This window comes from Caulobacter sp. GW821-FHT09A05 (assembly GCF_059418465.1).
The window spans coordinates 304,313-326,743 of sequence record NZ_JBWKPX010000003.1; the positions used below are offsets into that span (position 1 = coordinate 304,313).

The following is a 22,431-nucleotide window of genomic DNA, read 5'->3' on the forward strand; positions in this document are numbered from 1 at the left end:
TCGCCACACCTATTCCCCCGCTTTATGCGGACGGGAGGAAGGGCGGTGGGCGTCTTCGCTCTAGAACGCCGGCCAGTCGGTCAGGTCGTCGATCTCGCGCCAGGCCCGAACGCAGGCGTTGACCGGGTCCTTGCCCTGGAAGATCGCCGCCTCGGCCCAGCGTCGGCGCAGCAGGCCGACCAGCGGCTTGCCGTTCTGGTTGATCCAGCGGCGCATCTCGTCGGGCACGGCCGCCTTCTCGCCGGCGTTCAGCTTGCGCAGCATCGTCGAGGTGCGCAGCGCCCCGTCGCCCAGATTGTAGGTCCACGAGATCAAGGCCGCGGCCTCGTGGACCAGCAACGGCGTCCGCACGCGGGTGTGGACGTCCTGGGCGGCGCGCTTCATGTCGCGCAGCAGCAGCTTGACGGCCTGGGCCTCGGTGATGGCCGGGGTCGAGGGCGTGACGGGCTTGCCGGCCGCGTCGCGGATTGTGCCGTAGCCGATCGTCCAGGTGCCGCCCGGCAGCGCGCCGTTGTCATCATAGGGCTGGGCGAAGAAGCCCTCCACCCGCTTGACGACGGTGGTGGCGGCGGCCGGCACAGTGACGCCGTCCCAGAGATCGTTGGCCATGCTCGCGCTCCGAATGCGAGATCGGAGTGTTCACCTGGAGCGCGAATATCACAAGCCCGCCCCCTCCCGTTCGTCATTCCCGCCCTCGTGGCGGGAACCCCTGGTTCAGCTGACGGTGAGACGCCTTGGCGCGCTGGCGAGCCACTCAATTGCACCTGCGACGGACAAAGAGGTTCCCGCCACAGGGGCGGGAATGACGGTAAGTTGGGGGATCAGGTCTGACTGCGGATCGCCCCTAGTCGCCGGCGGCCATCACCCAGACGTCGGGAAACTGCCGCTCGAACCGTCCCAGGGCCTGGGCGTCCAGGCGGGCGATCAGGCGCACGCCGCCCTCGGTCTCGTCCTCGCGGCTCTCGACCCGGCCGTTGCGATAGATCCAGGCCAGGGCCTCGCCGTCCTTGGCCGCCAGGCGCACGGCGACCGGCGGGGTGTCGTCGATCAGGCCGCCGACCCGCCTGAGCAGCTCGGCGCAGCCTTCGCCGGTGACCGCCGAGACCGCCGAGGCGCCCAGGCGGCGGGCCTGGCCCTCCAGGATCTCGCGGGCCTCGCCGTCGACCAGGTCGATCTTGTTCCAGACCTCGATCAGGGTCTTGCCGCCTTCGGCCTCGCCGTCGTCGCCCAGCACCTTCAGCTCGGCCAGCACCTTCTGGACGTCGCGGGCCTGGGAGTCGGTGTCGGGATTGGCCACGTCGCGCACGTGCAGCACCACGTCGGCCTCCTGCACCTCCTCCAGGGTGGCGCGGAAGGCCTCGACCAGCTCGTGCGGCAGGTCGGAAATGAAGCCGACGGTGTCGGACAGGATCGCCGGCCGGCCGTCGGGCAGCTTCACGGTGCGCAGGGTCGGGTCCAGGGTGGCGAACAGCATGTCCTGGGCCACGACCGTGGCGTTGGTCAGGCGGTTGAACAGGGTCGACTTGCCGGCGTTGGTGTAGCCCACCAGGGCCACGGTCGGGTACGGGACCTTCTTGCGGGCGCTGCGGTGCAGGGTGCGGGTGCGCCGCACCTCCTCCAGCTCGCGCTTGAGCTTGCCGATCGTGCCGGCGATCAGGCGGCGGTCCAGCTCGATCTGGGTCTCGCCGGGGCCGCCGGTGTTGCCGGTGCCACCGCGCTGGCGCTCCAGGTGGGTCCAGGTGCGAACCAGGCGCGAGCGCTCGTAGTCCAGCCGCGCCAGCTCGACCTGCAGCTTGCCCTCGCGGGTGCGGGCCCGGCGGGCGAAGATCTCCAGGATCAGGCCCGTGCGGTCGACGACCTTCACGTTCAGGGCCTTTTCCAGGTTGCGTTGCTGGACCGGGGTCAGCTGGTCGTCGAACACCGCGACGTCGATCTTCTCGACCTCGCAGATCGCGGCGAACTCCTCGATCTTGCCCTTGCCGAACAGGGTGGCGGGGGTGACCGCGCGCAGGGGCGCGATCGTGGTCTCGACGACCTCGAGGTCGAGGGCGATCGCCAGGCCGACGGCTTCCTCGAGCCGCGCGTTGGGATCACGCGCCTCGAGGGCCGACTGGCCGCGCGTCGGACGCACGGGGTGGATCACGAACGCCCTGAAGATCGGCGCCGCGTGGTCGATCATCCCGTTTGGGGATTTCGAAGTGGATTTGGTCAAACGCTAGGAATCAATCGTCTTGATCAGCGCTCGGCTCGTACAGCTGCACGGGCTGAGCCGGCATGATCGTCGAAATGGCGTGCTTGTAGACCAGCTGGGACTGGCCGTCGCGGCGGAGCAGGACGCAGAAATTGTCGAACCAGCTGACAACGCCCTGCAGCTTCACGCCGTTCACCAGGAAGATGGTCAGCGGCGTCTTCGACTTGCGCACGCTGTTCAGGAAGGTGTCCTGAAGGTTTTGTTTTTTCTCGGTCGACATGGGGATTCCCCTCTTATTGTTTCGGAGGGCCACACGCCCCCCACACAAACAAGTTCAGACTAAAGCATTTTTCGCCGGTTGGTATGACCAATCGGCAAAGAAACTGCGCCATTGCCCCGAAATGTGGTCGTGCAACCTAGATCGCGGCGGCCTTGGCGCGCTCGATATAGAGACGCCGAAGCCGCGTCGCCACCGGTCCGGGCTGGCCATCGCCGATTTTCACCCCGTCGAGGCTGACGATCGGCAGCACCAGCGTGCCGGCGCCGGTGATGAAGGCCTCCTTGGCGGCCTTGGCCTCGTCCACCGTGAACGGCTGTTCGGCCACGGGAAGTCCGGCCTCGGCGATCACCTCCAAAAGGGTGGAGCGCGTGATCCCGCGCAGGATGTTGGCTTGGGTGTCGCGGGTGCGCAGCCGCCCCTCGGCGTCGACGATCCAGGCGTTGGACGAGGCGCCTTCGGTGACCAGGCCCAGCTCGTCGACGAACCAGGCCTCGACCGCCCCATGCTCGCGGGCGACCTGCTTGGCCAGGGCGTTGGGCAGCAGGCCGATCGACTTGATGTCGCAGCGGCCCCAGCGGGTCTCCGGCACGGTGACCACCGACTGGCCCTTGGCGGCCTTGGCCTCGGCCGCCGCACGGTCGACGCGCTTGGCGGTGATCACCACGGCCGGCGGCACGGCGGGATTGGGAAAGGCGTGGTCGCGCGGGGCGACGCCGCGGGTCACCTGCAGATAGACTAGGCCCTCGACCACCCTGTTGCGGCGGATGGCCTCGCGCAACACCACGGTCAGGGCCTTCTCGCTCATCGGATGGTCGATCTTCAGTTCGTCCAGGCTGCGCCACAGCCGCGTGAAGTGCCCGGCCGCGTCGGCCAGCTTGCCCCCGAACACCGCCCACACCTCGTAGACCCCATCGGCCAGCTGGTAGCCGCGATCCTCGATATGTACGGCGGCCTCGCCGTGGCGGACAAAGCGGCCGTTGACGTAGGCGAAACGCGACATGTCTTGGTTCCCTTCCGAGCGGTCATCTTACCGCCGACACACAATCAAACCGCTCATCCCGGCGAAGGCCGGGACCCAGATGGAATGGCTGTGGGGCTGACTCCAGTAGCGCCGAGCCCTTCCAATCCGTCACACCGCCATGGGATCTGGGTCCCGGCCTTCGCCGGGATGAGCGGAGGTTGGTTACTCTTCCTCTTCGACCCGCGCACCGGCGACGCCGAGGGATTTGAGTTTTCGGTGCAGGGCCGAGCGCTCCATGCCGATGAAGTTAGCGGTGCGCGAGATGTTGCCGCCGAACCGCAGGATCTGGGCGTTCAGATATTCGCGCTCGAACAGCTCGCGGGCCTCGCGCAGCGGCAGGGCGATGATCCGCTCGGCCCCGATCGCCCCGGCGTTGCCGCCGGTCGGCTGCTCGTTGGTGTTGAGCATCTCGGCGGTGATCAGGTCGCCCGGCTCGCCCGAGGCCAGGATCAGCATCCGCTCGACGTTGTTGCGCAGCTGGCGGACGTTGCCCGGCCAGGCCTGGACCTGCAGCGTCGCCAGGGCGTCCTCGCCCAGCCGCCGACGCTGCATGCCGGTGGCCTCGGCGATGCGCTCGATGAAGTAGTTGATCAGCTCGGGAATGTCCTCGCGACGCTCCGACAGGCCCGGCACCCGCACCGGCACCACGTTCAGGCGGTGGAACAGGTCCTCGCGGAACCGGCCGGCGGCGATCTCGTCGCGCAGCTCGCGCGAGGTCGACGAGATCACCCGCACGTCGACCTGCACGTCGTTGTCGCCCCCGACCCGGCGGAAGCGCTGCTCGACCAGGACCCGCAGGATGCGGCTCTGGGTCTCGCGCGGCATGTCGGCCACCTCGTCGAGATAGAGGGTGCCGCCGTGGGCCCGTTCGAACACCCCGATCTTGCGCGGGCGACCGCCCTCGCCTTCCTCGCCGAACAGTTCGACGTCCAGGCGCTCGGGCGCCATGCCCGCGGCGCTGACCGCCACGAACTCGTTGCGCGAGCGGCTGCTGGAGCCGTGGATCAGCCGAGCCACCAGCTCCTTGCCCGAGCCGGGCGGGCCGGAGACCAGCACCCGGCTGTTGGCCGGGGCGACCTTGGCGATCAGCTGGCGCAGGGCCTGGGCCGCCGCCGACTTGCCCATCAGCCCGTCGGAGCTGAAGCTCTGCACCCGCAGGCGGCGGTTCTCGCGCTTGAGGTTGGCCGCTTCGAGGGCCCGCTCGACCACCAGCAGCAGGCGATCGGACTTGAACGGCTTTTCCAGGAACTCGTAGGCCCCGCGCTTGATGGCGCTGACGGCGGTCTCGATGTTGCCGTGGCCCGAGATCATGATCACCGGTAGGTCTGGATCCAGGCCCTTGACCATGTCGAGCAGCTCCAGCCCGTCCATGCCGCCGCCCTGCATCCAGATGTCCAGCACCAGCAAGGCGGGCTTGCGGGCCCGCAAGGCGGCCAGCGCCTGGTCGGAGTCGGCCGCCACCCGCACCGCGTAGCCCTCGTCCTCCAGGATGCCGGCCACCAGTTCGCGGATGTCGACCTCGTCGTCGACCACAAGCACGTCAGCGCTCATATCATCTCCTCTACGCCGCTCTGGGCGTTGGCGGCGGCGAGCCGCGCGATCGTGGGGAACTTCAGGATGACCCGGGCGCCGGTTCCGTTCAGCGCATCGGTCAGGACCAGTTCGCCTTCGTGGTCCTCCATGATCCGCTTGACGATCGCCAGCCCAAGGCCGGTGCCCTTCTCGCGGGTCGTGACATAGGGTTCGGTCAGCCGGTCGCGATCCTTGGCGGGCAGGCCCACGCCGTTGTCCTCGACCACCAGGCACAGGTGCTCGTCGTCGGAGACCAGGCTGGCGACGATCCGGCCCGGCGGCTCCGGCGAAGCGGCGCGGCGCGCGGCGACCGCCTCGCCGGCGTTCTTGAGGATGTTGGTCAAGGCCTGGCCGACCATCCGCGCGTCGCAGCTGATCCACACCTCCTCGCCGGGCTCTTCCAGCGCCACCTCGGTCTCGGTGTCGACGAAGCGCTGGGCGAACACCGCCTGGCGCAGCATCTCGGCCAGATCGGCCGGAGCGAAGCGCGGGGCCGGCATGCGGGCGAAGGCCGAGAACTCGTCGACCATCCGGCCGATGTCGCCGACCTGGCGGATGATGGTCTCGGTGCAGCGATCGAAGGTGTCCAGGTCGCTGGTGATGTCCTTGCGATACTTGCGGCGGATCCGCTCGGCCGACAGCTGGATCGGGGTCAGAGGGTTCTTGATCTCGTGGGCGATGCGCCGGGCGACGTCCTTCCAGGCGGCGTTGCGCTGGGCGGCCATCAGGCGGGTGATGTCGTCGAAGGTCAGCACCAGGGTCTCGGCCGCCTGGCCCGCGCCGCGGAAGCGCAGCCGCCGCGTCTCGCCGCCGCGCATCACGTCGATCTCGACCTCGGCGTTGGGACGGCCGCCGCTGATCTCCTGGATCACGGTCTCCAGCTCGGGCGCGGCCTCGACCAGGGGCTGGCCGACGGCGCTTTCATCCAGGGCCAGCAGGTCGCCCGCCCGGCGGTTGAGGGCGGTGATCCGACCCGCGGCGTCCAGGCCGACCACGCCGGCGCTGACGCCCGACAGCACGGTCTCGATGAACTGGCGACGCGATTCGGCGTCCAGGCTGGCCACCCGCAGGGCCGCCTGCTGGGCCTGCAGGTCGGTGGTCATCATGTTGAAGGCCACCGACAGGGCGCGGATCTCCTCGGGGCCGGCCTCGACATCGACCCGGGCGTCCAGGTCGCCGGCCGACACCCGGCCCGCCGCCTGCACCAGGCCCGACACGGGGCCCGCGATCGAGTTGGCGGCGGCGATGCCCACCCAGACGGCGGCGACCAGGACCAGCAGCGCCGTCTCGATGTAGCTGAGGCCGAAGATCGTCTGGATGCGATCCTGGTTCTCGGCCGCCTCCCGGTAGGAGATCAGCGATTCCTCCGACTCGATCAGGTGGGCCAGGATGCCCTTGTCGATCGGCCGGGCCACGTAGAGATAGGCGTCCGGAAAGGCCTTCAGGCGGTAGAGAGCTCGGAACAGGTCCTCTTCAACGAAGCGTTGCGAGGTGATGTCGCCGTCGTCGGTGCGGCGGAAGCTCGACGGCGGCGGGGCCAGGAACGGCGGCGCCGTCTCGTTCTCGGCCCGGGCCAGGATCCGCCCGTCGCGATCCAGCACATAGGCCGCGGAGAAGCCGTTCTCCTCCATGTGCTCCTTCATGTAGTGGCCGAAGGCGACCGGCGAATCGACCAGGGTCGGGGCCGCCAGGTTCAGCACCCCGGCCATCGGCCCGACGTGCTGGCTGATATATTCGGTCTGCTCGCTGACATAGGAGCGCGCCACGGTCGCCGAATTCTCGACCACGGTGCGGACGCGCTCGCTGAACCAGGCGTCGACGCCGCGATTGACCAGCACGCCGAAGAACAGGGCCACGATCACCGCGGGCGCCACGGCGGCCACCGAGAACAGGCCCACGAACCGCAGGTGCAGGCGTGCGCCGGCGTCGCTGGCCCGCGCGTCGACCAGGTCCAGCAGCCGCCAGCCGACGATGCCGGCGATGCAGACGATCAGGGCGAGATTGAAACCCAGGACGGCGAGGATGATCGTGGTCGCCGGTCCGATCGGCCCGGTGGCGGGGGGCGAGGAGGCCAGGAAGACGGCCGTGGCCGTCAGGGCGATCGCCAGGCCGTAGGCGCCGCCGAGCGTGAAGCGCGACCGCAGCAGTTCGCGCCACCAGGCCCGGCTGAAGCGGGTCGGCGGTCCTTCAAGCTCCAGCACGGTTGGAACAGACGCCATTGACCAAGTTTAAGGGGCGCTGTGCCCTAAACTCAACAGGTATGTGCCAATTAAGCGTCAGCAGGCGGGATCGATCCCCGGGCCTTCGCCTGGCGACGCCCGGCGGGACGCCCCTTTCGGGGCCCGTGGCCGGGTCAGCGCCGGCCGCGCGTCATCTCCACGCCCAGGTCCTGGATCTTCTTGCGCAGGGTGTTGCGGTTGAGTCCCAGGATCTCGGCGGCGCGCACCTGGTTGCCGCGGGTGGCCGACAGGGTCAGCTGGATCAGCGGGCGCTCGACCTCCTGCAGCACCCGGTCGTAGAGACCGGCGGCCGGCACGCCGTCGGGCTGGTCGGCGAAGTGCGACGACAGGTGGCGCTCGACCAGACTGGCCAGGGTGACCGGCCCCTCGTCGGCATGGGCGGCCGGGGTGTGGTCCTGCAGCTCGCGGTCGACGATCCGCGCGGTGATCAGCTCCTCGGCGTAGAGGGCGCACATCCGCCGGATCAGGTTTTCCAGCTCGCGCACATTGCCCGGCCAGGCGTGGCTCTTCATGCGGTCCAGCGCGCTCTGGTCGATGGTCTTGGCCGGCAGGCCCTCGCGATTGGCGCGCAGCAGGAAGGTGCGGGCCAGATCCGGGATGTCCTCGGTGCGGTCGCGCAGCGGCGGCAGACGCACCGGCGCGACGTTGAGGCGGAAGAACAGGTCCTCGCGGAACAGCCCCTGCTGGATCAGGCCACGCAGGTCGCGGTTGGTGGCGGCGATGATCCGCACGTTGGGGCGGCGGCCGGTCTTGGGGTTGAGCACCGGCTCGGTGCCGTCGATCACCCGCAGCAGGCGCGTCTGGGCGTCCAGCGGCATGTCGCCGATCTCGTCCAGGAACAGGGTGCCGCCGTCGGCCTCGATCAGGCGGCCCATGTCGCCCTCCCCGCGCCCGAACAGCTCGGTCTCGACCCGCTCGCGCGGCACGGCGGCCAGGTTGATGACCACGAACTTGCCGTCGCGGCGGCGGCCCAGCTCGTGCAGGGCGCGGGCCACCAGTTCCTTGCCCGTGCCGCTCTCGCCCAGGATCAGCACCGTCAGGTCGGCGCCGACCAGGCGGGCGATCGTGCGGTAGACCTCCTGCATCGGGGCCGAGCGGCCGATCAGCGGCAGGCGCTCGTCGCGCATGGCCCGGGCCTGGGCCTTGGAGGCCTCGGCGTCGGCCGGCCGCGACAGGGCCCGGCGCGCGGCGGCGGTGACGTCGTCGAGGTCGAAGGGCTTGGACACGTATTCGAACGCCCCCGCGTCGGCGGCGTTGACCGCCGTCAGCAGGGTGTTCTGGGCGCTCATCACGATGATCGGCAGCTTGGGCCGTTCCTTGCGGATGCGCGGCAGCACGTCGAAGACGTTCTCATCCGGCATCATCACGTCGGTGACGATCAGGTCGCCCTCGCCGTCCGTCACCCATTTCAGCAGGGTGGTGGCGTTGCCGGTCGCCCGGACCTGATATCCAAGCCGGGTGAAGGCCTGGCTGAGCACCAGCCGCACCGAGCTGTCGTCGTCGGCGATCAGGATCTTCTTGCTGGCGGCGTTCATGCGTGGGCGTCTCCAGTGGAGGGGGCAAGCTTTCCGGTCGCCATCGGCAGCAGCACGCGGAAGACCGTGCGGCCAGGCTCGGAGTCGAAGTCGATCAGGCCGCCGTGGCTGGTCACCAGCTTGGTGACCAGGGCCAGGCCCAGGCCCGTGCCGTTGGCCTTGGTGGTGACGAACGGCTGGAACAGGTGGTCGCGCAGGCTGGGCGGCACGCCGGGGCCGTTGTCCTGCACGCGGATCTCGATCGGCGCGCCGGCCGTGGCCTTGCCGTCGGCGCCGCGCACGCGCACGCCGGGACGCCAGGCGGTGTGGATCGAGATGATGCCCTGGCCGTCGCCGCGCATGTGGGCGGCCTCGGCGGCGTTCTTGACCAGGTTCAGGAACACCTGGATCAGGTGGTCCTCGTCGCCCCAGACGTCCGGCAGCGACGGGTCGTAGTGCTCCTGCAGGGCCAGGCCGTCGGCGACGCCGTTGACCACCAGGGCCCGGACGCGATCCAGCACCTGGTGGATGTTGACCGCCTCGCGCGGCCCGGGGACCTCGTCGGAGAAGGCTTCCATGCGGTCGACCAGCCGACGGATGCGGTCGGTCTCGTCGACGATCAGCTGGGCCAGGGGCTGGTCGGCGGCGCTGGCGCCGGTCTTCAGCAGCTGGGCCGCGCCGCGGATGCCGGCCAGCGGGTTCTTGATCTCGTGGGCCAGCATGCGGCCCAGCCCCACCACCGAGCGCAGGCCGGCGGCGTCCGAGGCCCGCTCCACCCCCAGCACGCCCTTGACGTGCAGGGTCATCAGCACCGAACCGTCGCCCAGGGGCGCGGCCGCGCCGTCCGCCTCGAACGGCGGCTGGCCGAACAGGTTGACCTCGACCCCGTGCTCGCGGACCAGGGCCCCCTCGAACAGGGCGCGGTCCATCATCGAGACCAGCACCGAACCCGGCGGCAGGGCGGCGCGGAACCGGCCGCGGGCCAGCAGCGACAGGCCCTGGCCGAACAGGGCCTCGGCCGCCTCGTTGACCGCCACCAGCGCACCGTCGCGGTCGACCACCAGGGCCGGCTCGGGGCTGAGGTCGAAGGCCGCGATCTTCAGGCTGTCGGCCACCTGGGCCGAGGCGATGCGGGCGTGATCGCTCATGCGGCCAGCCTCCGGTCGCCCAGCCACAGGGCCGCCAGGCCGTCCTCGATCGCGGCGGGATCCTCCAGCCGGCAGAGGGCGGCGCGGGCCGTGCGGCGGGCCTCCTCGCTGTCGGGCCACGGCGCGGCCTCGATGTAGGACGCCAGGTGCTTGCGGAACATCTTCAGACCCAGGGTCTGGCCATAGAAGTCGAGGCTGCGGCGGAAATGGGTGACGGCGATGGCCAGGCGTTCCTCGGCGTCCGGCTCGCGGAAGCCCTCGCCCCGCAGGGCCGCCTCGATGGCCTGGGCGATCCAGGGACGGCCGTAGACGCCGCGCCCGATCATCACCCCGTCGGCGCCGGACTGGTCCAGGGCCGTGCGGGCGGTGTCGCCGTCGACGATGTCGCCGTTGACCAGCACCGGCACGCCGACCGCGGCCTTGACCGCCGCCACGGCCTCCCAGTCGGCCTGGCCCTTGTAGAACTGGCAGCGGGTGCGGCCGTGGACGGTGATGGCCTGGGCGCCGGCGTCGACGGCCCGGCGGGCGATGTCGGCGGCGTTGCGGCTGTCGTCGTCCCAGCCCAGGCGCATCTTGACGGTGACGGGGACGTCGACGGCCTCGACCGCCGCGGCGACCAGGGCCTCGGCCAGGTCGGGCTCGCGCATCAGGGCCGAGCCCGAGGCGGCGCCCCTGGTGACTTCCTTGGCGGGGCAGCCGAAGTTCAGGTCGATGATCTGGGCCCCGGCGTCCGCGGCCATCCGCGCGCCCTGGGCCATGAAGCCGGGATCGCGGCCCACCAGCTGGACGACCATCAGCGGCAGGCCCTCGCCCACCGCGGCGCGGCGCACCACGTCGGGACGGCCACGGGCGAACTCGGCGCAGGCCACCATCTCGGTCGCCACATAGGCCGCGCCCAGGCGGGTGGCGGTTTCCCGGAAGGGCAGATCGGAGACGCCCGTCATCGGCGCGATCCAGACACGCCCGGGCACCTCTACCTTGCCGATTGTGAGACCGTTGCTCATTTTCTATGCATCCCCGTCGCACTGTTTTTAGGCAATTTGTGCGGCGCCGTAAAGCCTCCTTCTCTGGACAAGTTAATTTGGCCCGCTAAACAGCCCCCATGACCTTCTCCGCCGTCATCGTCGCCGCCGGTTCCGGCGTCCGGGCCGGGCCCGGCCAGGCCAAGCAATGGCGCGGGTTGGCGGGGAAAACCGTGCTGCGCTGGTCGGCGGAAGCCCTGCTGGCCGGCGGCGCGCAAAAGCTCGTGATCGTTGCGGATTCGCAGGCGCGGCCGCTCCTGGACATGGCGATGAAGGGCCTCACGGGCTGGACGACGACGCCCGGCGGCGCGACTCGCGCCCTCTCCGTCCAGGCCGGCCTCGCGGCCCTGATTGATCGCCCGGCCGATGAGCCCGTCCTGATCCACGACGCCGCCCGACCCTTTCTCGGCGCCGCAACAATCCAGGCGGTATTGAAGGCCCTCGAAGTCGCCGATGGCGCGATTCCGGCCTTGCCGGTGGCCGATACGCTGAAAAGCGGGGCGCTCGAGTCCAACGTTGTCACCAAACCGCGAAACGACCTGTGGCGGGCCCAGACCCCGCAGGCGTTCCGCCGCGACCGCCTGCTGGCCGCCTACGCCGCCTGGGCGGGCCCCGACGAGCCGACGGACGACGGCCAGGTGGTCGAGCGCCACGGCGGACGGGTCGTGATCGCGCCCGGCGACCCGATGCTGATGAAACTGACCTATCCGGAGGACTTCGCCATGGCCGAGCAACTGGCGGGCCGCGCGCGGATCACCCGCATGGGCCAGGGCTTCGACGCTCATCGGTGGGGTCCTGGAGACTCCGTGTGGCTGTGCGGCGTCCAGATCGCCCACGACGAGACCCTGATCGGCCACTCCGACGCCGACGCCGGCCTGCACGCCCTGACCGACGCCATCCTGGGCGCGATCGGCGAGGGCGACATCGGCGACCACTTCCCGCCCACCGACCCGCGGTGGAAGGGCGCGTCCTCCGACCGGTTCCTGGCCCACGCCGTGGACCTGGTCCGCCGGCGCGGCGGAACCCTGGTCAATGTCGACGTGACGCTGATCTGCGAGCGTCCGAAGATCAAGCCGCACCGGGCGGCGATGCGCGAGCGCCTGGCCCAGATCCTGGACCTGCCGCTGGACCGGGTCAGCGTCAAGGCGACCACCACCGAGGGCATGGGCTTCACCGGTCGCGGCGAAGGCCTGGCCGCCCAGGCCATCGCCGTGGTCGAGACGCCGGCCTGAAATCCGGCCGCGGGCTATGCCGGATTGACGGCCTCGATCAGCCGAACTTGCTGACCTCGCGGACCACCTCCAGGAACGCGCGCAAGGCCAGCGGCGCCGCGCGATGGCCGGGATAGTAGACCGCCGCGGCTTCCGTCGCGGGCAGCCAGGACGCCAGGACTTCGCGCACCTGTCCCGCCGCCAGCGCCGCGGCGGCGGCCGGCTCGGCCACATAGGCCACGCCCAGCCCCTTGGCGGCCGCCTCGACCATCAGGTCCTCGTCGTCGAGGATGATCGATCCGGTCGTGTCGACCGTCATGACCTGGCCGTCCCGCTCGAACTCCCAGCGATAGAGCCTGCCGCTGGGCAGGCGATGGCCGATGCAACGATGCGCCCCAAGATCGTCGGGCGTGGTCGGTACGCCGGCGCGCTCCAGATAGGCGGGCGAGGCGACGCAGAGGAAGCGTAGCGGACGCGTCAGCGGAACCGCGATCATGTCGCGCGGGATCGACTCGACAAGCCGCACCCCCGCATCGAATCCGCCCGCCACGATATCGATCAGCGCCCCTTCGACGACGAGATCCACGGTCACCTCGGGATGACGTTGCGACAGGAGCGGGAGGACGTCCCGGACGATCAGCGCCGCCGCCACGCGCGGCGCGTTGATGCGGACCACGCCGGCCACGCCGCCGCGGAACGCCGAGACGCTCTCCAGGGCTTCGTCCAGCGAGGCGAGCGCCGGCTGAAGCCGGGCCAGCAGCTGAAAGCCGGCCTCGGTCGGCGACACGCTGCGGGTCGTGCGGTTGAGCAGGCGCATGCCCATGCGCGCCTCGAGGGCGCGCATCGTGTGGCTCAAGGTGGACGGCGCGACTCCCAGTTCATCCGCCGCGCGACGGAAGCTGCGATGTGTGGCGACCACCACGAAGGCCGTCAGGTCGTTGAGCGAGGGGCGCGACATTGATGGGGTTTTTGCATCAGGTCATGCGCATTTCAAAGTCTTATCCAGCAATCGTCCCACCCCTATCTCGCGCATCGGCGGCTCGCCGCCTCAGCTCTTGAAAGGAACGAGACATGACCAGGCCCGAGGCCATCTTTCCCGCCGACCGCCACGCCCTCTATGAGATCCACCGATACTCGGCCGCGATCCGCTCCGGAGACCTCCTCTTTGTTTCCGGACAGGTCGGAAGCCGCGAGGACGGCTCGCCGGAACCCGTGTTCGAGGATCAGGTCCGCCAGGCGTTCAGCAATCTGCGGGCCGTCCTGGCCGCCGCCGGCTGCGATCTTGGCGACGTTGTCGACGTCACCACCTTCCATACCGATCCGGAAGCGCAGATCGAGACGGTGCTGGCGGTTCGCGCCGAGGAAATTGGCGATCCGCCCTACCCGAACTGGACGGCGGTCGGCGTGAACTGGCTCGCCGGCTTCGACTTCGAGATCAAGGCCATCGCCCGCATTCCGCCGCGACCGTAGGCCGGCGTCCGCGCAGTCGATGTCGGGCCAGGGAAAGAGCACGACGGGGGATGACGGACTCGGGGACGGTCGCCAAGATGGCTCCAAGGAGTCGCCGATGTTCCCGCTCGAAATCCAGACCCTGGCCCGCCTGCTGATCGACGAGGCGCGCCAGAGGTCGCTGCGGTTGGCCACGGCCGAGAGCTGCACCGGCGGGCTGGTGGCGGGCGCGATCTGCAACATCGCCGGGGCGTCGGACGTCTTCGAGCGCGGCTTCGTCACCTACACCAACCGGGCCAAGTCCGAGATGCTGGGCGTGCCGGGCGACCTGATCGCCGACCACGGGGCGGTGTCGGAGGTGGTGGCGCGGATGATGGCCGAGGGCGCGCTGGAGGCCAGCAACAGCCATGTCGCCGTCGCGATCACCGGCGTGGCCGGCCCCGGTGGTGGCTCGCCGCTGAAGCCGGTCGGCACGGTGCATTTCGCCGTCGCCCGCGCCAACCGCTCGGTCGTCCATCGCCACGAGCTGTTCGACGGCGAAACGCGCGAGGGCGTGCAACTGGCGGCGGTGCGCACGGCGCTGGAGATGCTGCGCGAGGCGGTGGCCTAGATGCCCGAGGCCGCCCCCAGCGACTGGCGGCGCTTCGTCGGCCTGGAGCTTTCGCGAAGCGCCCTGGCCAAGGCGGCGGCGCGCCAGACCGAGCTGCGCCACGCCGTCCGGGTGTCGGCGGCGGTCGTGGCGGCCTACGCCCTGGCCACCTTGCTGCGCCTGCCCCAGGGCTATTGGGCGGTGTTCACGGCGGTGATCATCGTCCAGTCCAGCCTGGGCGCGACGATCACCGCCTCGATCGAGCGGCTGATGGGCACGGTCGTCGGCGCGGCCGCCGGGGCCGGGGCGGCCATGCTGCACGCTCGCTGGCCCGAGGCCGGCGGACCGATCCTGGCCGTCACCGCGGCCCTGCTGGCCTTCCTGGCCGCCGTCCGCCCGGCCTTCAAGGTGGCGCCGGTCACCGCCGTGATCATGCTGATCGGCACGACCACCCACATGGACCCGCTGGTCGCCGCCTTCCTGCGGGTGGCCGAGATCACGGTCGGCAGCGTGGTCGGCATCGCCGCCACCCTGCTGATCTTCCCGGCCCGGGCCCACGCCACGGTGGTCGACAGCGCCGACAAGGCGGCCGGCCTGCTGGCCGAGCTGCTGGAGCACTACGCCCTGAAGCTGAAGGGCGGCCCGACCGAGCTGGACGCCCGCGGCCACTACGACGACACGCTCAAGGCCCTGTCCACGCTGCAGACGGCCATGACCGAGGCCGAGCGCGAAAGCGCCAGCCGGCTGAGCGACCATTCGGTCACAGACGCCCTGCCCCGCACGCTGTGGAGGCTGCGCAACGATTGCGTGATGATCGGCCGGGCGCTGCGCGAGGCCCTTCCCTCGCCCGGCCTGGCCCTGCCCTCCGCGGCCATGCTGAACGCCAGCGCGACCTTCCTGCGGGCCTGCGCCGCCCTGCTGTCGGGCGGTCCGCGCCCCGATCGCCTGGCCTTCGCCGAGGCGCACCAGGCCTTCCAGGCGGCCGTCGAGACCCTGCGGGCCGGCGGCGGCACCCGGGCCCTGGCCTTCGACGACGCGGCCCGGGTGTTCGGCCTGGTGTTCGCCGTCGAGAACCTGTTCGGCAATCTCGGCGACTTCGAGGAACGGGTCGAGGAGACCGTCGGCAAGCGGACCTAGGCGCTTTCCAATTCTGGTTGTGAACTTCAGTTGTCATCCCGGGCGGAGGACCGCGAAGCGGACCGTAGACCCGGAACCCAGGTGAACGGCAAGGCCTTCGCCCAGTCCCCTGGGTCCCGGACAGCCTCTGCGAGGCTTCCGGGATGACAACCCTTTTCAGGCTTTGATTTCGCGGGAATATCGCTGAATCGCGAAGTTGGATGCAGGCGCTGGAGCCAGCCCGGACGAGTCCCGGCCTACCCCGCCAGATAGGGCTTGTAGCTCTTTTCCTCGACGATGTCGGAGCCCGCCAGCAGGTTGATCTGGCGCTTCACGGCGGCGCGGCGGTCGTTGTCGATATAGACCCGGCGGGCCAGCTCGACGAACTTGGGGCCGAAGTCCTGGCGGCGCTCGCAGTCGCGCTTGCCGTCCTCGATGTCCCAGAGCGCGGCGTTGATCTCGGTCAGCTGGGCGATCAGGTCCTCCAACTCCGGCGAATGCTGGAGTTCGCGGGCCGCGGTCTGCTCCAGCAGGGCCAGCTCGGCCTTGACGTTGGCCTCCTTGGCCGGATCGGCGATCCGCATCGCCTTGACCCGCAGGATGGTGATCTTGTCGATCAGCTCGCCGGCCGAGACGGGCGCCAGGATGGGCATTTCAGGAAACTCCGGCGATCAGGCGTTGCAGGGCCGCGTCCACCACCTCCAGCGGCAGGGCGGCCATGTCCTGTCCGTAGTCCTCCGCGACCAGCAGCTCAAGGCGCGACGCGGCGGGACGGAACTTGACGGCCTTGCGGCGGTCCTTCTGCAGCGACAGCAGGGGCGCGCCGCCGGCCGCCAGCATGTGGCCGGGACCGGCGTCGTTGGCGACCGCGGCGGTCAGGCGGCCGGCCAGGGCGATGGCCAGCAAGGGGCCCTTCACGCCGGTGAAGCCGTCGGTGCGGTCCGTTTCCGGGAACAGCGCCTTGGGGATCGCCTCGCGCGCCGCCTGGGCGTCGGCCGCCTCGTCGGGGCCGAAGAAGAATACCGCCTTGCGGCCGGACGCCTCGATGCGGCGGGCCAGGTCCAGATAACGCTCCAGCGGCCAGCGCTTGTCCTGGCCGCCCGCGCCGGGCGCCAGGCCGACATAGACAGGGCCGCCATGGCGTGCGGTCGGCAGCAGGGCGCGGGCGGCGTCGACGGCGTCGGGATGGAAGAGGGCCAGGGGGCGCGGCGCGCCGGCGCCGTCGGTGGCCAGGGCCAGCAGCCGGGCCAGCCGATCGACCACGGCGACCGGCCAGCCCGGCTTGCGGGCCTCGGCGGCGGCCGAGACGAAGCGGCCCTTGGCGGCCCGGCGGGCGACCAGGCTGCGGCGCGCGTTCTCCTGGGTGTCGATCACCAGGTCGAAGGTCCGCCCGCCGAACGGTTTGACCCACGGCAGGACGTCCAGGGCTGCGTCGCCGGTCGGACCGTCGGTCAGGATCTCGTCGATATAGCCGGTTGTCACCGCCTTCAGCGGCCCGGCATAGACCGTCTGCCCCTTGGCCGCGCACCAGGTGATCCGGGCCTGGGGAAAGGCGGCGCGCAGGCCCGCGATGAACGGCAGCTTGATCAGGCCGTCGCCGATCACCTCGCCCATGGAATAGATCAGGATCGACTGGACCATGGCCCGGCTTAGGCCGCCGCCCGCGTTTCGGTCAACGGCGGACTGCTGATGTGAGTAATCACTTGCAAGCTTGGAAAGCGGTGCTAGACTTCCCGCCATGAACGCCAAGCCCAGGATCGAACGCGCCGCCCTCGAGGTCTTCGTCGACCGGGGAGTCGACGCGGCCACCACCAAGCTGATCGCCGCCAAGGCCGGGGTCTCGGAAGGCGCGATCTACCGCCACTGGAAGAGCAAGGACGAACTGGCCCTGGGCCTGTTCATGGCCACCCACCGCCGGCTTTCCGACCTGATCACGGTCAACGCCGACATGGCGACGGGCGTCCAGGCCAAGGCCGCCGCCGTGGTCCGGGCCTATTGCACCGTGGCGGACGAGGACTGGCTGTTGTTTTCGTTCCACCTGCTGCAGCTTCACCACTTCCTGCCCTACTACCAGGAGGACGGCCGCGATCCGGTGACCATGGTCGAGGGGCTGGTCAAGCGGGCGATGATGGAGGCCCAGCTGCCGCCGGGCGACCCGCGCGTGATCGCCGCCATGGCCATCGGCGTGATCACCCAGACCGCCCAGAACAAGGCCTATGGCCGGCTGGGCGACGACGCCCTCTCGGCCCACGCCCCCCTGATGACCGCGGCCGTCCAGGCCGTGCTTTCCGCCCGCTAAGGATCAAGAGACATGCGCAGCGCGCTGTTCAACGCCTACTACTGGGTGCTGTCGATCTTCTACGGCCTGTCGGCCGCCCTCTCCGCCCTGCTCCCGGGCCGCCGGCCGATCGCCTTCGCCCTGCGCCTCTACAGCCAGCGGATGATCTGGGCGCTGCGCGTCTTCGCCGGGGTGAAGATCGACCTGAAGGGCCAGGAGAACCTGCCCAACGGCGCGTTCATCATCGCCGCCAAGCACCACAGCTGGGGCGACGGCTTCGTGATGTTCGCCAATGTCGACAACCTCAGCTTCGTGACCGGCGACCACCTGGAGAAGTTCCCGCTGGTAGGCCAGATCCTCAAGAAGTTCGGGGCGATCGTGGTCGACAGCTGCGGCGGTCCGGAGGCCCGCAAGGCGCTGTCGCAGAGCGCCGCCCAGGTGGCCGCCGAGGGCCGCCGCATCCTGATCTATCCGGAAGGCCACCTGGCCGCGCCCGGCGAGCGGTTCCGCTACCGCACCGGCGTCTACCACATGAGCCAGGACTTCGGCCTGCCGGTCGTGCCGGTAGCGACCAATCTGGGCTGCTTCTGGAAACAGACCGACGGGAAGAAGACCCCGGGCACGGCCACCATCGAGTTCCTGCCGCCCCTGCCCCAGGGCTTGTCGAAGTCCGAGTTCATGGCCCGGATGGAAGACGTCATCGAGACCCGCACCAACCAGCTGATCGCCCAGGCGCGCGGCGAGGCGGTCAGGCCCTCGGTGCTGGTCGAGTGGAACGGGCGCCGGAACGTGGCGGCCGGCGCGCCGCAAACCGCCTGATCGCGCCGCCGTGGTCGCCAATCTCGTCACCCTGACGCGGATCCTGCTGCTGCCGCTCTTGGCGGCGGCGATCCTGGCGGGTCACGGCTGGACGGCCCTGGCGCTGTTTCTCGTGGCGGGAGCCACCGACATCCTTGACGGTCAACTGGCTCGGCGGCTCGGCCAGACCTCGCCCTTCGGCGCCATGCTGGACCTGCTGGCCGACCGGCTGCTGACCTTGACGAGCCTGGGCGCCCTGATCGCGACCGGCGCGTTCGCCGGAGCCTGGATTGCCGCGCCCCTGGTCCTGATCGCCCGCAACTTCGCCGTCGCGGGCCTGCAGCAGGCGCTTCCGGAGGGCGACTTCGACCTGGCCGCGATCGAATATCCGAAGATCGCCCTGAACTTCCTGGGCGTGGCGCTGCTTCTGGCGCCGGTCGGCGCGAGCGACGCCGGCCTATGGGCGATCGCGGCCAGCGCCGTCCTGTCGGGAGCCAGCGTGGCGGTCTATCTGCGTCGGGCGCTGCCCGCCTTCCGCGACTGACGCGGCCAGCGGCGGTTCAGACCTCGACCGGGCACTCCGCCGGCGCGGGAACGAACGTCCCGTCCTCCCGGCGCCGGTCGAAATGCTTGGTCGCGCAACCGGTCGAGCACAGGATTCCCGTGTCCGACCAGTACAGCGGACTGTGGTCCTCGTGGCGGAAGGCCGGCGCGCCCCAGGCCAGGCCGCATTCCACGCAGGCGGGCGTCCGGGTCAGCATCAGGCGCCAGAGTCCATGGGGGCCTCGGCCGCCGGCTGGATCGTCACGCTCTCGCCGCAGCCGCAGGCGTCGGTCTCGTTGGGATTGTTGAACACGAACTTCGACGACAGCCTGGTGGTCTCGTAGTCGATCGTGGTGCCGATCAGGAACAGCACGGCCTTGGGGTCGATCAGGATGGTCACGCCCTGGTCCTCGACCACCTCGTCGATCGGCCCCTTCTCGGCGGCGTATTCGAAGATGTATTCCGAGCCCGCGCAGCCGCCGTTCTTCACGCCCACCCGCAGGCCTGCATAGGGCTTGCCCGGCTCCTCGACAGCCTTCCGGTCCATGATCTCCTTGACCCGCGCGGCGGCGGCCGGGGTCAGGGTGACGACCTTGGGACGGGGGCGACGAACGCGAACGGTGACGGCGGTTTCCATATTGCGGATCCTACTCCTATCCGCTCATCCCGGCGAATGCCGGGACCCAGATCCCAAGGCGTGGGGCCTGATGGAACGAGCTCCGCGCTCTTGGCGTCAGCCTCAGAGCCATTCCATCTGGGTCCCGGCCTTCGCCGGGATGAGCGGTATTAAACTTTCGAACCGATCAGAACATGTTCAGTTGCAGCTTGGCCTCGTCGCTCATCCGCGAGGGGTCCCACGGCGGCTCGAACACCAGGTCGACGTGGCACGACTTGATGTCCGGGATCTCCATGACCGCGTCCTTGACCCAGCCCGGCATTTCCCCGGCCACCGGGCAGCCCGGGGCGGTCAGGGTCATGTCGATGGCCACGTCCTTGTCGTCGCTGACGTCGACCTTGTAGATCAGGCCCAGCTCGTAGATGTCGACCGGGATCTCCGGGTCGAACACCGTCTTCAGCTTCTCGATCAGCTGGTCGGTCAGCCTGTCGAGTTCGGCCTGGGGGATCTTGGAGACAGCTTGGTCGGTCATGTCGCTCAACTGAAGAAACTGCGGGCCTTGGCCAGCGCGCTCACGAACGCGTCGGCCTCGTCCAGGGTGTTATATAGGGCGAAGGAGGCGCGGGCGCTCGACGTGAGGCCAAACCGCTTCATCAGGGGCTCGGCGCAATGGGTGCCGGCGCGGACGGCCACGCCGTAGCGATCCAGCACCTGGGCCACGTCGTGGGCGTGGGCGCCCTCGACCACGAAGCTCAGCACCGCGCCCTTGCCGGGGGCCGTGCCCAGGATTCGCACGCCGTTGACGCCGTCCAGCTGGTCGATGACCCGCTGGTAGAGGGCGTGCTCGTGGGCCAGGGCCGCGTCGCGGTCGATGGCGCCGAGCCATTCGATCGCCGCGCCCAGGCCGACGGCCTCGAGGATCGCCGGGGTGCCGGCCTCGAACCGGTGCGGCGGGTCGGCGTAGGTGACGCCCTCGAGCGTCACGTGGCCGATCATCTCGCCGCCCCCTTGGTACGGCGGCAGGGCCGCCAGGCGCTCGGCCTTGCCATACAGCACGCCGATGCCCGTGGGGCCGTAGAGCTTGTGGCCGCTGAAGACGTAGAAATCGACGTCCAGGGCCTTCACGTCGACCTTGGAATGGACGATGGCCTGGCAGCCGTCCAGCAGCGTCAAGGCGCCGGCCGCGTGGGCCAGGCGGACGATCTCGGCGGCGTCGTTGATGGTGCCCAGCACGTTCGACATGTGGCTGATGGCCACCATCCTGGTGCGCTCGGACAGCAGGCCTTTGTAGGCCTCCATGTCCAGCCGGCCGTCGTCGGTGACGGGGACGAACTTCAGGACCACGCCGTAGCGTTCGCGCAGGAAGTGCCACGGCACGATGTTGGCGTGGTGCTCCATTTCCGAAAGCACGATCTCGTCGCCGGCCTTCAGCGAGCGGCCGAAGGTGTCGGCCACCAGGTTGACCGCCTCGGTCGCGCTCTTGGTCCAGACGATTTCAGTCGGCTGGGCGTTGATGAACTTGGCGACGGTTTCCCGCACGGTTTCATAGGCTTGCGTCGTTTCGTTGGCCAGGGTGTGCAGGCCGCGGTGGACGTTGGCGTAGCTGGTGCGGGCCAGGCCGGTCATGGCCTCCAGCACCGCTTCGGGCTTCTGGGCGCTGGCGGCGCTGTCCAGATAGACCAGCGGCCTGCCGTGCACCTGGCGGGCCAGGATCGGGAACTGGGCGCGGATCGCCTCGACGTCGAAGGGGGCGTCAAACGCCATCAGACCGCCCTCCCCAGCCGGGCCGCGACCCAGGCGGCGGCGACGTCGCGCGCGCCCTCGTGCTCGATGCGCTCGACCACCTCGCCCAGGAAGGCCTGGGTCAACATGGCCTTCGCCTCGGCCTCGGGGATGCCGCGCTGGCGGGCGTAGAAGATCTGCTCGTCGTCCAGGGCGCCAATGGTGTTGCCGTGGGCGCAGGCGACGTCGTCGGCGAAGATCAGCAGCTCGGGCTTGGCGTCGACCTCGGCCCTGTCCGACAGGATCAGGGCGTGGTGGCCCATGCGGGCGTCGGTCTGGTCGGCGCCGGGCTGGACGACGATCCGGCCCTGGAACACGCCGCGCGCCTGGTCGTCGACCACGCCCTTGGTCAGCTGGCTGGTGATCCCGTCGACGCCGCCGTGGGTGACGACGGTGGTCTGGTCGGCGTGGCGCTGGTGATCGAGGACGTAGACGCCGTCGAGGCGGACGCTGGCGTGGGCGCCAGGGTGGTTGACCCGGGTCTCGATCCGCTGGCGACGGGCGCCGGCGGTCAAGACGGTCTGGTTGAAGGTCGCGCCGGGGGCCAGATCGACCTCGGCGGTGACCACGTCGATGGCCTCGGCATGGTCGTCGACCAGCACGATCCGTTCGACGCGCGCGCCCTCGCCCACCGCGATGTCCAGGGTCACGTCGGAGAAGTAGCCGCCGGCCTGGCCCTCGTGGCTTTCCAGCAGCACCAGGGTGGCGCCCGGCTCGACGACGATGGCGTAGCTGGCCGCATGGGCCGTCCCCTCGCTGGCCGAGACGAAGCGCAGGGCCACCACCTCGCCCGCGCCGCTGGCGGCGGCGTGGCGCTGGCGGCCGTTGACGAACAGGATCTCGTCGGCGGCCAAGCCGTCGAACGGCCCCTTGGTGACGTCGCCGTCGAAGGCCGGGGACGCCGGCGGGACTTGGCGGACCAGGCCGCGCAGGTCGGTCCAGCGCCAGTCCTCGTCGCGGCGCGACGGCAGCTGGGTCAGGTCGCCGGTTTTCAGGGCGGAGGCGAGGGTCATCGGAAGATGCTCCCCCTCTGGGGGAGCTGTCGCGAAGCGACTGAGGGG

Annotated in this window: 24 protein-coding genes; 7 read left to right on the plus strand and 17 right to left on the minus strand. The window is 70.1% G+C overall.

Going from position 1 to position 22,431, the window contains the following annotated elements:
- Positions 1-60: 60 nt before the first annotated feature.
- From AC07NX_RS04590 to dusB, 9 genes are all read right to left on the minus strand, one after another.
- Positions 61-609: a lysozyme gene (locus AC07NX_RS04590; protein WP_494639529.1), complete on the minus strand. Its 549-nt coding sequence runs from the start codon at positions 607-609 to the stop codon at positions 61-63.
- Between the two features lie 235 nt (positions 610-844).
- Entirely contained in the window at positions 845-2,179 is a 1,335-nt protein-coding gene (gene hflX / locus AC07NX_RS04595) for a GTPase HflX (RefSeq protein WP_494639530.1), read from the minus strand.
- A gap of 43 nt (positions 2,180-2,222) precedes the next feature.
- The gene (hfq, locus tag AC07NX_RS04600; RefSeq protein WP_012286640.1) at positions 2,223-2,471 is read right to left on the minus strand and encodes an RNA chaperone Hfq; all 249 of its coding nucleotides are present in this window, start codon (positions 2,469-2,471) and stop codon (positions 2,223-2,225) included.
- A 136-nt stretch (positions 2,472-2,607) separates the two neighbouring features.
- Entirely contained in the window at positions 2,608-3,471 is an 864-nt protein-coding gene (locus AC07NX_RS04605) for a D-amino-acid transaminase (RefSeq protein WP_494639531.1), read from the minus strand.
- A gap of 183 nt (positions 3,472-3,654) precedes the next feature.
- Positions 3,655-5,043: a nitrogen assimilation response regulator NtrX gene (gene ntrX, locus AC07NX_RS04610; RefSeq protein WP_494639533.1), complete on the minus strand. Its 1,389-nt coding sequence runs from the start codon at positions 5,041-5,043 to the stop codon at positions 3,655-3,657.
- Positions 5,040-7,283: a sensor histidine kinase NtrY-like gene (locus tag AC07NX_RS04615; protein ID WP_494639534.1), complete on the minus strand. Its 2,244-nt coding sequence runs from the start codon at positions 7,281-7,283 to the stop codon at positions 5,040-5,042. The genes ntrX and AC07NX_RS04615 overlap by 4 nt, the downstream gene beginning before the upstream one ends.
- A 134-nt stretch (positions 7,284-7,417) precedes the next feature.
- Entirely contained in the window at positions 7,418-8,839 is a 1,422-nt protein-coding gene (locus tag AC07NX_RS04620; RefSeq protein WP_035076527.1) for a sigma-54-dependent transcriptional regulator, read from the minus strand.
- Positions 8,836-9,966: a two-component system sensor histidine kinase NtrB gene (locus tag AC07NX_RS04625; RefSeq protein WP_494639536.1), complete on the minus strand. Its 1,131-nt coding sequence runs from the start codon at positions 9,964-9,966 to the stop codon at positions 8,836-8,838. The genes AC07NX_RS04620 and AC07NX_RS04625 overlap by 4 nt, the downstream gene beginning before the upstream one ends.
- Positions 9,963-10,970, minus strand: coding sequence for a tRNA dihydrouridine synthase DusB (dusB, locus tag AC07NX_RS04630; protein WP_494639537.1), 1,008 nt, complete (start codon positions 10,968-10,970; stop codon positions 9,963-9,965). The genes AC07NX_RS04625 and dusB overlap by 4 nt, the downstream gene beginning before the upstream one ends.
- Before the next feature lie 98 nt (positions 10,971-11,068).
- Between dusB and AC07NX_RS04635 the strand changes: the two genes are divergently transcribed.
- Positions 11,069-12,220, plus strand: a complete 1,152-nt coding sequence (locus tag AC07NX_RS04635; RefSeq protein ID WP_494639538.1) for a bifunctional 2-C-methyl-D-erythritol 4-phosphate cytidylyltransferase/2-C-methyl-D-erythritol 2,4-cyclodiphosphate synthase — start codon at positions 11,069-11,071, stop codon at positions 12,218-12,220.
- 37 nt (positions 12,221-12,257) lie between these two features.
- On the opposite strand, the gene AC07NX_RS04640 is transcribed toward AC07NX_RS04635, so the two are convergent.
- The gene (locus tag AC07NX_RS04640; RefSeq protein WP_494639539.1) at positions 12,258-13,157 is read right to left on the minus strand and encodes a LysR family transcriptional regulator; all 900 of its coding nucleotides are present in this window, start codon (positions 13,155-13,157) and stop codon (positions 12,258-12,260) included.
- 113 nt (positions 13,158-13,270) lie between these two features.
- Here AC07NX_RS04640 and AC07NX_RS04645 point away from each other — a divergent pair, with 113 nt between their 5' ends.
- From AC07NX_RS04645 to AC07NX_RS04655, 3 genes are all read left to right on the plus strand, one after another.
- Positions 13,271-13,669: a RidA family protein gene (locus tag AC07NX_RS04645; RefSeq protein WP_494639540.1), complete on the plus strand. Its 399-nt coding sequence runs from the start codon at positions 13,271-13,273 to the stop codon at positions 13,667-13,669.
- 97 nt (positions 13,670-13,766) lie between these two features.
- A complete protein-coding gene (locus AC07NX_RS04650; protein WP_494639542.1) occupies positions 13,767-14,258 on the plus strand; it encodes a CinA family protein in 492 nt (163 codons plus the stop codon).
- Positions 14,259-15,374: an FUSC family protein gene (locus AC07NX_RS04655; RefSeq protein ID WP_494639543.1), complete on the plus strand. Its 1,116-nt coding sequence runs from the start codon at positions 14,259-14,261 to the stop codon at positions 15,372-15,374.
- Positions 15,375-15,610: 236 nt separating this feature from the next.
- On the opposite strand, the gene AC07NX_RS04660 is transcribed toward AC07NX_RS04655, so the two are convergent.
- Both AC07NX_RS04660 and AC07NX_RS04665 read right to left on the minus strand, forming a co-directional pair.
- Complete coding sequence (locus AC07NX_RS04660) at positions 15,611-16,006, minus strand: DUF6165 family protein (RefSeq protein WP_494639544.1); 396 nt, start codon at positions 16,004-16,006, stop codon at positions 15,611-15,613.
- Between the two features lies 1 nt (position 16,007).
- Positions 16,008-16,994 carry a glycosyltransferase family 9 protein gene (locus tag AC07NX_RS04665; protein ID WP_494639545.1) on the minus strand — a complete coding sequence of 329 codons (987 nt, stop codon included), beginning with the start codon at positions 16,992-16,994 and terminating at the stop codon, positions 16,008-16,010.
- Positions 16,995-17,091: 97 nt separating this feature from the next.
- On the opposite strand from AC07NX_RS04665, the gene AC07NX_RS04670 reads away from it, so the two are divergent.
- The 3 genes from AC07NX_RS04670 to AC07NX_RS04680 are packed head-to-tail and all read left to right on the plus strand — an operon-like array spanning position 17,092 to position 18,973.
- Positions 17,092-17,652: a TetR/AcrR family transcriptional regulator gene (locus AC07NX_RS04670; protein WP_145685978.1), complete on the plus strand. Its 561-nt coding sequence runs from the start codon at positions 17,092-17,094 to the stop codon at positions 17,650-17,652.
- 12 nt (positions 17,653-17,664) lie between these two features.
- On the plus strand, positions 17,665-18,450 hold the full coding sequence (locus tag AC07NX_RS04675) for a lysophospholipid acyltransferase family protein (RefSeq protein ID WP_494639547.1): 786 nt from the start codon (positions 17,665-17,667) through the stop codon (positions 18,448-18,450).
- Between the two features lie 10 nt (positions 18,451-18,460).
- Positions 18,461-18,973: a CDP-alcohol phosphatidyltransferase family protein gene (locus AC07NX_RS04680; protein WP_494639548.1), complete on the plus strand. Its 513-nt coding sequence runs from the start codon at positions 18,461-18,463 to the stop codon at positions 18,971-18,973.
- A gap of 16 nt (positions 18,974-18,989) precedes the next feature.
- On the opposite strand, the gene AC07NX_RS04685 is transcribed toward AC07NX_RS04680, so the two are convergent.
- The 5 genes from AC07NX_RS04685 to sufD form a co-directional block, all read right to left on the minus strand.
- A complete protein-coding gene (locus tag AC07NX_RS04685; protein ID WP_494639549.1) occupies positions 18,990-19,190 on the minus strand; it encodes a hypothetical protein in 201 nt (66 codons plus the stop codon).
- On the minus strand, positions 19,190-19,609 hold the full coding sequence (locus AC07NX_RS04690; RefSeq protein WP_494639550.1) for a HesB/IscA family protein: 420 nt from the start codon (positions 19,607-19,609) through the stop codon (positions 19,190-19,192). Before AC07NX_RS04690 ends, AC07NX_RS04685 begins: the two co-directional genes overlap by 1 nt.
- A gap of 166 nt (positions 19,610-19,775) precedes the next feature.
- Positions 19,776-20,120 (minus strand): SUF system Fe-S cluster assembly protein, encoded by a 345-nt coding sequence (locus tag AC07NX_RS04695; protein WP_494639551.1) that lies wholly within the window; start codon positions 20,118-20,120, stop codon positions 19,776-19,778.
- 5 nt (positions 20,121-20,125) lie between these two features.
- Positions 20,126-21,352: an aminotransferase class V-fold PLP-dependent enzyme gene (locus AC07NX_RS04700; protein WP_494639553.1), complete on the minus strand. Its 1,227-nt coding sequence runs from the start codon at positions 21,350-21,352 to the stop codon at positions 20,126-20,128.
- Positions 21,352-22,383 carry a Fe-S cluster assembly protein SufD gene (gene sufD / locus AC07NX_RS04705; RefSeq protein ID WP_494639554.1) on the minus strand — a complete coding sequence of 344 codons (1,032 nt, stop codon included), beginning with the start codon at positions 22,381-22,383 and terminating at the stop codon, positions 21,352-21,354. Before sufD ends, AC07NX_RS04700 begins: the two co-directional genes overlap by 1 nt.
- Positions 22,384-22,431: the final 48 nt, after the last annotated feature.